1 protein-coding gene is annotated in these 531 nt (G+C 68.7%); it reads left to right on the top strand.

Annotated features, from left to right (window positions below; genetic code table 11):
• Window positions 1-150: 150 nt before the first annotated feature.
• The coding region (locus A5712_RS22070) for a BatA domain-containing protein (RefSeq protein ID WP_197519471.1) at window positions 151-531 on the top strand (381 nt) is incomplete at its 3' end.

The raw sequence follows: 531 nt of genomic DNA, 5'->3' as shown, positions 1-531 counted from the left end.
GGCCCACCTGATCCCGATCCAGGACGCCGGGCTACAGACCCACCTGCGCAGCCTGGACATCAAGTTCACCCAGCGCCGGGATCTGGTCGCCGGCTAGCGTCCATGCGGCCTCCATGCAGCCGCGTCGTTTGACGAATAGGGTGGCTGGACATGAAGCTGCCGCTGCTGGGACCGGTGTCGCTGACGGGGTTCCAGAACGCCTGGTTCTTCCTGTTCCTGCTGGCCGTGGCGCTGCTGACCGGGATCTACGTCGTGGTGCAGTTCGCCCGTCGGCGTCGGGTGCTGCGGTTCGCCAACATGGAGGTGCTGGAGCGGGTCGCGCCGCTGCGCTCGGGCCGGTGGCGGCACGTGCCGACGATCCTGCTCGCCGCGTCGCTGGTGCTGTTGACCACGGCCATGGCCGGGCCGACGTCGGACATCCGGATTCCGCTCAACCGCGCGGTCGTGGTGCTGGTCATCGACATGTCGAACTCGATGCGCGCGACCGACGTCGAACCCAACCGGCTCAAGGCGGCCGAGCAGGCGGCCAGC

The sequence above is a fragment of the Mycobacterium sp. E2327 genome (assembly GCF_001672675.1).
GTDB lineage: Bacteria > Actinomycetota > Actinomycetes > Mycobacteriales > Mycobacteriaceae > Mycobacterium.
This window is presented reverse-complemented; position numbering and strand designations above follow the sequence as displayed.